This is a genomic window from Nocardia sp. NPDC003345, from assembly GCF_053589395.1.
Window position 1 is genome coordinate 1 of sequence record NZ_JBSFRU010000283.1, and the last position, 8,753, is coordinate 8,753.

An 8,753-nucleotide genomic window follows, 5' to 3' on the forward strand; every position below is an offset into this window, starting at 1 on the left:
GCCCTAACCCCCGGCCGGGGCCGCCAACCCGCCCCGCCGCCACGCTCCTATCCCTGCGCCCGCAGCGCCTTCTTGTCGATCTTGCCGACCGCGGTGACCGGCAGGGTCTCGGCCCGGCGCAGGACATCGGGGAGTTTGAAGGTCGCCAGGCCCCGGGCGGTGAGGAATTCCTTGATCTCGGCCAGTGTCGGCATCGTGTCGGTGACGACCAGTACCGCGCAGACCTTTTCGCCGAGGCCTGGATCGGGCAGGCCGACCGCCGCGGCATGCCGTACGGCGGGATGCGCGAGCAGATGCTCCTCGAGTTCGTCGCAGGAGACGTTCTCCCCGCCGCGGTTGATCACATCCTTGATCCGCCCGGAGACGATCAGATGACCGGTGGGCAGGCGGCGCACCAGATCTCCGCTGCGGTAGTAGCCGTCGGGGGTGAAGGCGCGGGCATTGTGTTCCTCCGCGCGGTAGTACCCGCGCAGGGTGTACGGGCCGCGGGTGAGCAGTTCACCTTCCTCGCCGTCGGGGATATCGGCGCCGTCCTCGTTCACCACCCGGATCTCGTCCGCGGGGCACAGCGGGCGGCCCTGGGTGGTGCAGATGAGGTCGGGGTCGTCGTCGAGACGGGTGAAGTTGAGCAGCCCCTCGGCCATACCGAAAACCTGCTGCAGGGTCACGTTCAGTGCGGGCGCGACTTCGCGCGCGTTCACCTCCGCGAGTTTGGCCCCGCCGACCTGCAGTAGGCGCAGGGAGGAGATATCGGCGTCCTCCCACTCCACCGCCGCCGACCACAGCTGCGCCAGCGGCGGCACCACGGCCGTGACGGTGACCCCGAAGCGCTCGATGGTCGCGAAAACGCTCTCCGGGCTGGGATCGGCGGCGAAGGCGAGGGCGCCACCGGTCGCCACGGTGCCCAGAATGCCGGGGCAGGCCAGCGGGAAGTTGTGCGCCGCGGGCAGGGTGGCCAGGTAGACGTCGGCCTCGCCGAGTTCGCAGACCGCGGCGCTGGCGGTGGCGTTGTAGACGTAGTCGTCATGGGTACGGGCGATCAGCTTCGGTAAGCCGGTGGTACCGCCGGACACCAGCATGAGCGCGATATCGGCGGGGTCGGGATCCGGGAGCGTGCCCGAATCCCGGGGAATGGTCATGAGACCGGTGAACTCTCCGGGGTCGCCGAGCACCAGGACGTGACGCAGCGACGGGACGGTTTCGCGGACGGTGGCGGCCAGCTCCCGGTAGTCGAAGTCACCGGCCTGGTCGGCGATCAGGTAGGCCACCGCCCCCGACAGCCGGGCCAGATGCTCGATCTCGGCCCGGCGGTGGGCGGGCAGGGTGAGCACCGGGATGATCCCGGCCCGCAGCAGGCCGAACAGCGCGATCGCGAATTCCGGAGCGTTCGGGAGTTGCACCACCACACGATCACCCGGGGTGATACCGAGTGCGAGCAGTCCATAGGCCATCCGGTCGGCCGCGGCGTCGAGTTCGGCATAGGTCAACGGCTGGTCGCCGAGCAGGGCGGGCCGGTCGGGGCGGCGGCGCGCGGTCGCGCGCAGCAGTTCGCCCAGGGTGGTGCCGGTCCAGTAGCCGGCGGCCCGGTAGGCGTCGGCGAAGTCCGCCGGGAAGGGAACGTAACCGTCACGGTGGGTGCCGGCGGCGGTGGAAGTCACGATATGCCTCTTTAACTGGGACCGGAATACGTGTGCGGCGTGTTTCTGGTCTGAGAATAGGTTAGGCAACCCTACCTAATTTGGGAAGGGGTGGGTACCGCATGCGCTGGTCGCGGCCGGAATACCGGTCTCCGGTGCGGTTGTCACCGGCCCCGGATCGTCGTGCCCGGTGCGCGGCGTCCGCGCGCATTAGACTCGGCGCATGAGCGGTTGGGGCGTCGGGGACATCCCGGATCAGCAGGGTCGGACCTTCATCATCACCGGGGCGAACAGCGGGCTGGGCGCGGTGGCCGCCCGGGCGCTGGCCGGGGCGGGGGCGCAGGTCGTCCTGGCCTGCCGGAATCTGGACAAGGCGCGGGCGGTCGCCGACGAGATCGGCGAACGGGCCCGGGTCCGGCATCTGGACCTGGCCGACCTGTCGTCGGTGCGGACCTTCGCCGACGAGGTCGAGAGCGCGCACGTGCTGATCAACAATGCCGGTGTCATGGCGGTACCGCTGCGCCGGACCGCCGACGGCTTCGAGATGCAGATCGGCACCAACCACCTCGGCCATTTCGCGCTCACCGGCCTGCTGCTGGGCAAGATCAGCGAGCGGATCGTCACGGTGTCCAGCGGCGCGCACAATATGGGCGCCATCGACCTCGACGACCTGAATTGGGAACGCCGGCCCTACAAGCGCTGGGCGGCCTACGGTCAGTCGAAGCTGGCGAATCTGCTGTTCGCCTTCGAGTTGCAGCGGCGGCTGACCGCCGCCGGTTCGGCCAAACTGGCCGTCGCCGCGCATCCCGGATACGCGGCCACCGACCTGCAGTCGCATACCGAATCCATCCTGGACAAGGTGATGGCCGTCGGTAACAAACTCGCCGCCCAGAGTGCGGAGATGGGCGCGCTGCCGGAACTGTTCGCCGCGACCGCCGCCGTGGATCCGGGTGCGTACTACGGGCCCACCGGGCTCGGCGGTTCGCGCGGATATCCGGGGCCCTCGGGTTGTTCCAAGCGGGCGAAGGACCAGCTCACCGCCCGGTCCCTGTGGGACCTGTCGGAGCGGCTCACCGGAGTGAAGTTCGACTTCTCGGCCTGACGGCGATTCCGCCGACGGTTCCGGAAGAAGTTTCCGAGGGTTTGTCACACCTGGTCGCCGCGCGTCGTCTTCCTGATGAGAACGCAGCGATGAAAGGAACACCGTGATGGAACCCCGTATGAACCTCTTCGAGAACAAGGTCACCGCGAGCTTCGCCCGGCGGCTCATCACCGCCGAGAAGGCGGTCACCGATTCGGGCCTGCCCGCCGCCACCCACGAACTCGTGAAGATCCGGGTGAGCCAGATCAACGGCTGCTCGTTCTGTGTGGATATGCACACCAAGGACGCCGCGCACGCCGGTGAATCCCAGACCCGGATCAACCTGGTGGCCGCCTGGCGGGAGGCGACCGTGTTCACCGAGCCCGAACGGGCCGCCCTGGAGCTCGCCGAGGCCGCCACCCGGCTGGCCGACGGTGGCGGCGTCGGAGACGAGGTCTGGCAGCGGGTGCGCAAGCACTACGAGGACGACCAGATCGGCGGGCTGATGGGGGCGATCGCCACCATCAACACCTGGAACCGGCTCAATGCCATCGCGCATACCCCGGCCGGTAGCTACGAGCCCGGGCAGTTCTGAATCGCGACGGGGCGGAATTGTGTTGTCTATCACTCCGATTCGCCTGATTCCGCCCCGGATCCACCCCGCCGGTTCACCGCCTGGTAGCCTGATCAATCGTGCAGCGCGTGTATTTCTGGTTTAGCAAGCCGGCCCGGGGCGGGTCGGTCTGCGGCAACCACGCGCGCTGACCAGTTCACCCCGAGCCGGACGACCGGCTCGACGGGGATCGTTCCGTGGGTCGGCATGAACGAGAAGGACACCCACGATGACAACCGCAGTCGATATCGACGCCACCCATTCCGATCTCGATGATCAACGCACGCTCAGCGTGAGCCCCTTACGCTCCCCGGCGGAGGTCCGCCGGGTGCACGCCATCTCCGACGACCATGCCGCCACCGTGCGGGCCGGCCGCCGGTCCACCGTCGACGTGCTCAACGGCACCGACGACCGCCTGATGGTGATCGTGGGGCCGTGCTCGGTTCACGATCCCGCCGCCGCGCTCGACTACGCCCGGCGCCTGGCCGCCCTGTCCGACGCCCTGTCCGACCGGCTGCATCTGGTGATGCGGGTGTACTTCGAGAAGCCGCGCACCACCCTGGGGTGGAAGGGCCTGATCAACGATCCGCACCTCAACGGCAGTTTCGATGTGAACACCGGGCTGGGGATCGGACGTCAGCTGCTGCTCGATATCACCGCCCTGGGCCTGCCGGTGGCCTGTGAATTCCTCGACCCGATCACCCCGCAGTACATCTCCGATCTGGTGTCCTACGGAGCCATCGGCGCGCGCACCGCGGCCAGCCAGGTACACCGCCAGCTCAGCAGTGCGCTGTCCATGCCGGTCGGGATCAAGAACGGCACCGACGGCGATGTGCAGGTCGCGGTGGACGGCGTCCGTGCCGCCGCCGCCAGCCATGTGTTCCCCGGGACCGATCTGGAGGGCCGCTCGGCGCTCATCCAGACCGCCGGTAACGAGGACTGCCATGTGATCCTGCGTGGCGGCTCCAACGGGCCGAACTACGACGCCGCGTCGGTGGCCGACGCCCGCGCCCGGCTGGAGAAGTCGAAACTGCCGCAGCGGATCGTCGTCGACGCCAGCCACGGCAACAGCAACAAGGACCACAGGCGCCAGCCGATCGTGGTCGCCGATATCGCCGAGCGGCTGGCCGCCGGGGAGCCGGGCGTGGTCGGTGTGATGCTGGAGAGCTTCCTGGCCGCCGGTCGCCAGGACCTGACCCTGGGCCGGTCCGAGGACCTCACCTACGGCCAGTCGATCACCGACTCCTGCATGGACTGGGAGACCACCGCGACCCAGCTGAACCGCCTGGCCGACGCCGTCGCGCAGCGGCGGCAGCGGTAACGACCGTCGCCCAGCGGCGGCAGCGGTGACGGCCCGCACCCGGCGGTAACCGCCGTCGCACGGCGCACGCTGCGTCGCCGCGTGGACCAGGGGCTCCGCGGGCGCGCAGCGGCGGCCCGGCGATTCGCCGGCGCCGGTATCCGTCTCAGATCCCGGCCGGCCAGTTGCCGGCGGGGCCGGGCGGATCGGTCCGCAGCCGGGCGGCCATCCAGTGGTCACGCCGGACACCCCGATGCTCACTGCCGAGGCGGGCCAGCCCTTCGTAGCGGAAGCCGTGTTTCCGGGCGACCGCGGCCGACGGATGATTGCCGGTGAACGCACGCCAATAGATGCGGATCAATCCCATACCGTCCGGATCGAACCCGAAATCGCAGGCCAGCGTGACGGCGCGGGAGATGAGTCCCTGCTTGCGACGGCCGGGCGCGACCCAGAAACCGATCTCCGCGGCGGTATGGTCGCGGGGCCGGGTGCCGAGGCCGACGGTGCCGAGCAATCGGCCGCCCTCGGCGAGCCGGATACCCCAGACAGGGCTGCGGCCGGCCCAGCCCTCGGCGACCGTGCCGGTGACGAAGTCCACCGCATCCTCGCGGCGGTAGGGCCAGGGAATCGTCACCCATTCCCGGATCGCCGGATCCTGGCAGCATGCGGTGATCGCGTCCAGGTCCGCCTCCACCGGCCGGCTCAGCCAGACGGTGCCGTCGGTCAGCGTGCACTCCTCCATTCGGTACATGGTGGCAGCCGAGTCCCGTTGCGGCATCTGTTTTTCCTGGTCCGGTGTACTGGGGTGGCGCGGGCCGGGCGCGGGCCGGTCCGTAGAATCCGGGCGGTGGTAGCCGCGCTTCTCGCCGACCTGTTCGAATCGCATCGCGCGCATCTGCTCGGGGTGGCCTACCGGCTGACCGGCAGCGTCGCCGATGCCGAGGACGCGGTGCAGGAGAGCTGGCTGCGGCTGGCCGGTACCTCGCAGTCGGAGATCCAGGATCTGCGGGCCTGGCTGACCACGGTGGTGTCCCGGTTGTGTCTGGACCGGTTGCGCAGCGCGGTCGTGCGCCGGGAGAACTACGTGGGTCAGTGGCTTCCGGAACCCGTGGTGACCCCGTTCGCGCGGCCCGCGCATCCCGATCCGCTGGCGACCGTGGTGGCGCGCCAGGAATTCCGGCTGGCGGCGCTGGTGGTGCTCGACCGGCTCACCCCACCGCAGCGGGTCGCGTTCGTCCTGCACGAGGGCCTGGACATCCCGTACGGGGAGATAGCCGCCATTCTCGACATCACCCCCGAAGCCGCTCGCCAGCTGGCGGCCCGCGCCCGGAAGGCGGTACGGGAGCAGACCCCGGCGGCGGTGGGCGACAGCGAGCACGAGGCCGCGGTGCAGCAGCTCATGGTCGCACTGGATACCGGTGACGCCGCCGCCGTGGCGGCCGTACTGCATCCGGACGCGGTGATGATCGGCGACAGCGGCGGCACCACCTCGACCGCGCGCAATGTGATCGTCGGCCCGGACAAGGTCGCCCGCCTGTTCTTCGGGCTCATGCACCGGTACGGACTGGATCGGCCCGGGGTGGAGTTCCTGGCGGACGGAGTCGAGTTCGTACGGGTGAACGGCCAGCTGGGGGCGCTGTTGCACGGCCGCCCGGAACACGACGGGTTCCCGGGGTTCCCCTCGCGGGTGATGGGTTTCACGGTCGTGGACGGCCGGATCCGGGGCGCCTACGATATCGCCAACCCGGCGAAGCTGACCGGTATCCGGCTCGGCTGACCGGCAGGCCGCCCGTCTTCCCCGGGGCGCGGGTCAGGCAGCGGCCGGGCGGGTGCGATCGGCCAGCAGCAGGGTCGCCATCGTGCCGAGCACCGTGCCCATCAGCCAGCGCTGGACGCGCAGCCACACCGGACGCCCGGCCAGCAGTCCCGCGACCGTACCCGCGGTGCCCACGATCAGCGCGTTGACCATCAGCGCGACCGTGATCTGCACCGAACCCAGGCACAGGCTCTGCCACCACACCGGTCCCGCGTCCGGTGTGACGAACTGGGGTATCAGCGCCAGGTACATGACCGCGATCTTGGGATTGAGCAGGTTGGTCACCAGTCCCATCGTGAAAAGACGGCCCGCGGATTCGCGCGGCAGCGGCGCCGGGGCGAACACCGACGTCGCACCGGGCCGGATCGTTTTCCAGGCCAGCCACAGCAGGTAGGCGGCCCCGGCGATCTTCAGTGCCGTGTAGAGCTGCGGGACCAGGGCGAATACCGCGGTGATACCGGTGGTGGCGGCGGTCAGGTACGCGCCGAAACCGGCCGCGACCCCGGCCAGCGAGATCAGGCCGGCCCGGCGGCCCTGCGAGATGGTCCGGGAAACCAGATACATCATGTTCGGCCCGGGTGTGAGGACCAGCCCGAGGGCGGCCGCCGCCACCCCGGCCAGCGCCGAGTACTCGATCATGGCTTCCATCGTGGCGCCGGGGCCCACCGGTGTCTCGGTCCAGTCCGCGGGCACTGGCCCGGCTGCCCGACCCCGCGCCACCGGCTCTGTCGGAGGGTTCGGGGACAATGGACGCCAGCCGAGGTGAGGAGGTGTCCCGTGCCGGACGGGCCGCTTATCGTGCAGAGCGATAAAACAGTACTGCTGGAAGTCGATCACGAACTCGCGGATGTGGCACGGCAGGCGATCGCGCCGTTCGCCGAGCTGGAGCGGGCGCCGGAGCATGTCCACACCTACCGGATCACCCCGCTGGCCCTGTGGAACGCGCGGGCCGCGGGGCACGACGCCGAGCAGGTGGTCGACGCGCTGGTCGGGCATTCGCGTTTCCCGGTGCCACAGCCGCTGCTGGTCGATATCGTCGACACGATGGCCCGCTACGGCCGGTTGCAGCTGGTCAAACATCCGGCCCACGGATTGACCCTGGTGAGCCTGGACCGCGCGGTGCTCGCCGAAGTACTGCGGCACAAGAAGATCGCGCCGATGCTGGGCGAGCGTATCGACGAGGACACCGTGCTGGTGCATCCCTCGGAACGGGGGCACATCAAACAGCTGCTGCTCAAGATCGGGTGGCCGGCCGAAGACCTCGCCGGTTACGTCGACGGCGAAGCCCACGCCATCGACCTGGACTTCCAGGGCGCGAGCTGGCAGTTGCGCGACTACCAGGAGATGGCCGCCGATTCGTTCTGGGCGGGCGGGTCCGGGGTGGTGGTACTGCCCTGCGGCGCCGGCAAGACCATGGTCGGCGCCGCCGCGATGGCACGGGCCAAGGCGACCACCCTGATCCTCGTGACCAATACCGTCGCCGGCCGGCAGTGGCGGCGCGAACTGATCGCACGCACCTCGCTCACCGACGAGGAGATCGGTGAGTACTCCGGGGAACGCAAGGAGATCCGGCCCGTCACCATCGCCACCTACCAGGTCATCACCCGGAAATCGAAGGGTGAGTACAAGCACCTCGAACTGTTCGACAGCCGCGACTGGGGCCTGGTGATCTACGACGAGGTACATCTGCTGCCCGCTCCCGTATTCCGGATGACAGCGGATCTGCAGTCGCGGCGGCGGCTCGGTCTCACCGCTACCCTCGTTCGCGAGGACGGCCGCGAGGGCGATGTGTTCTCGCTGATCGGACCCAAACGCTACGACGCGCCGTGGAAGGATATCGAGGCCCAGGGCTGGATCGCGCCCGCCGACTGCGTCGAGGTCCGGGTCACGCTCACCGATGCCGAGCGGATGAGTTACGCGACGGCCGAACCCGAGGAACGCTACAAACTCTGTTCCACCGCCCACACCAAGATCGCGGTGGTGAAATCCATCCTGGCCCGCCACCAGGGCGCGCCGACCCTGGTGATCGGCGCCTACCTCGAACAACTCGAGGAACTGGGCACCGCGCTGGACGCGCCGGTGATCCAGGGCTCCACGAAGAACAAGGAACGCGAGGCGCTGTTCGACGCGTTCCGGCGCGGCGAGATCCCGGTGCTGGTGGTGAGCAAGGTCGCGAACTTCTCGATCGACCTGCCGGAGGCATCGGTCGCCGTGCAGGTCTCCGGGACATTCGGCTCGCGGCAGGAGGAAGCCCAGCGGCTCGGCCGCCTGCTGCGCCCCAAACACGACGGGGGCCAGGCACATTT

Annotated in this window: 8 protein-coding genes; 5 read left to right on the plus strand and 3 right to left on the minus strand. The window is 69.4% G+C overall.

Features of this window, described 5'->3' with window-relative positions:
* Positions 1–47: 47 nt before the first annotated feature.
* Positions 48–1,658: a (2,3-dihydroxybenzoyl)adenylate synthase gene (locus ACWDU1_RS24925; RefSeq protein WP_450002021.1), complete on the minus strand. Its 1,611-nt coding sequence runs from the start codon at positions 1,656–1,658 to the stop codon at positions 48–50.
* 202 nt (positions 1,659–1,860) lie between these two features.
* On the opposite strand from ACWDU1_RS24925, the gene ACWDU1_RS24930 reads away from it, so the two are divergent.
* From ACWDU1_RS24930 to ACWDU1_RS24940, 3 genes are all read left to right on the plus strand, one after another.
* On the plus strand, positions 1,861–2,739 hold the full coding sequence (locus ACWDU1_RS24930; RefSeq protein ID WP_450002023.1) for an oxidoreductase: 879 nt from the start codon (positions 1,861–1,863) through the stop codon (positions 2,737–2,739).
* A gap of 106 nt (positions 2,740–2,845) precedes the next feature.
* Positions 2,846–3,313, plus strand: a complete 468-nt coding sequence (locus ACWDU1_RS24935) for a carboxymuconolactone decarboxylase family protein (protein ID WP_450002025.1) — start codon at positions 2,846–2,848, stop codon at positions 3,311–3,313.
* 247 nt (positions 3,314–3,560) lie between these two features.
* The gene (locus tag ACWDU1_RS24940) at positions 3,561–4,652 is read left to right on the plus strand and encodes a 3-deoxy-7-phosphoheptulonate synthase (RefSeq protein WP_450002027.1); all 1,092 of its coding nucleotides are present in this window, start codon (positions 3,561–3,563) and stop codon (positions 4,650–4,652) included.
* Between the two features lie 145 nt (positions 4,653–4,797).
* Here the strand turns inward: ACWDU1_RS24940 and ACWDU1_RS24945 are convergent, their stop codons facing one another.
* Positions 4,798–5,373, minus strand: a complete 576-nt coding sequence (locus tag ACWDU1_RS24945) for a GNAT family N-acetyltransferase (protein ID WP_450002029.1) — start codon at positions 5,371–5,373, stop codon at positions 4,798–4,800.
* Between the two features lie 105 nt (positions 5,374–5,478).
* On the opposite strand from ACWDU1_RS24945, the gene sigJ reads away from it, so the two are divergent.
* Entirely contained in the window at positions 5,479–6,408 is a 930-nt protein-coding gene (sigJ, locus tag ACWDU1_RS24950; protein WP_450002031.1) for an RNA polymerase sigma factor SigJ, read from the plus strand.
* Positions 6,409–6,441: 33 nt separating this feature from the next.
* Here the strand turns inward: sigJ and ACWDU1_RS24955 are convergent, their stop codons facing one another.
* The gene (locus tag ACWDU1_RS24955; RefSeq protein ID WP_450002032.1) at positions 6,442–7,086 is read right to left on the minus strand and encodes a LysE family translocator; all 645 of its coding nucleotides are present in this window, start codon (positions 7,084–7,086) and stop codon (positions 6,442–6,444) included.
* A gap of 138 nt (positions 7,087–7,224) precedes the next feature.
* On the opposite strand from ACWDU1_RS24955, the gene ACWDU1_RS24960 reads away from it, so the two are divergent.
* On the plus strand, positions 7,225–8,753 hold a 1,529-nt coding region (locus ACWDU1_RS24960; protein ID WP_450002034.1), incomplete at its 3' end, for a DNA repair helicase XPB.

What these genes read in the sequence shown, in the direction of transcription:
- ACWDU1_RS24945 (WP_450002029.1), bottom strand. Translation starts at nt 5,373, where the DNA reads ATGGAGGAGTGCACGCTGACCGACGGCACCGTCTGGCTGAGCCGGCCG.
- ACWDU1_RS24940 (WP_450002027.1), top strand. Translation starts at nt 3,561, where the DNA reads ATGACAACCGCAGTCGATATCGACGCCACCCATTCCGATCTCGATGAT.
- ACWDU1_RS24955 (WP_450002032.1), bottom strand. Translation starts at nt 7,086, where the DNA reads ATGATCGAGTACTCGGCGCTGGCCGGGGTGGCGGCGGCCGCCCTCGGG.
- ACWDU1_RS24930 (WP_450002023.1), top strand. Translation starts at nt 1,861, where the DNA reads ATGAGCGGTTGGGGCGTCGGGGACATCCCGGATCAGCAGGGTCGGACC.
- ACWDU1_RS24935 (WP_450002025.1), top strand. Translation starts at nt 2,846, where the DNA reads ATGGAACCCCGTATGAACCTCTTCGAGAACAAGGTCACCGCGAGCTTC.